Below are 418 nucleotides of genomic sequence, written 5' to 3' on the forward strand. Positions count from 1 at the left end.
AGCGTCCTGGCGATGCTGCTGACCACCAAATACGTCGACGGTCTGCCACTGTATCGGTTCGAAAAAGTCCTTGGCCGACACGGCGTCGACATCCCACGCCAAACCCTGGCGCGCTGGGTGATCCAGTGCTGCGAACACTTTCAGCCGCTGCTGAATCTGATGCGCGACCGGTTGCTGGAAAGTCCGGTGATCCATTGCGATGAAACGCGGGTACAAGTGCTGAAGGAACCGGATCGAGACCCGACCAGCCAGTCCTGGATGTGGGTGCAGGCCAGCGGCCCGCCTGAGCGCCCAGTTATTCTTTTTGACTACACCACCAGCCGCGCGCAGGAGGTGCCACTGCGTCTGCTCGCCGATTATCGTGGCTACCTGATGAGCGACGATTACGCTGGCTATAACGCCGTGGGTGCGCAACCGG

At 60.8% G+C, this 418-nt stretch carries 1 protein-coding gene; it reads left to right on the forward strand.

Annotated features, from left to right (window positions below):
- The coding region (locus AACY52_RS31795; RefSeq protein ID WP_339561626.1) for an IS66 family transposase at positions 1 to 418 on the forward strand (418 nt) is incomplete at both ends.

The sequence above is a fragment of the Pseudomonas sp. EA_65y_Pfl1_P113 genome, assembly GCF_963970525.1.
GTDB classification, from domain to species: Bacteria; Pseudomonadota; Gammaproteobacteria; order Pseudomonadales; family Pseudomonadaceae; genus Aquipseudomonas; species Aquipseudomonas tritici.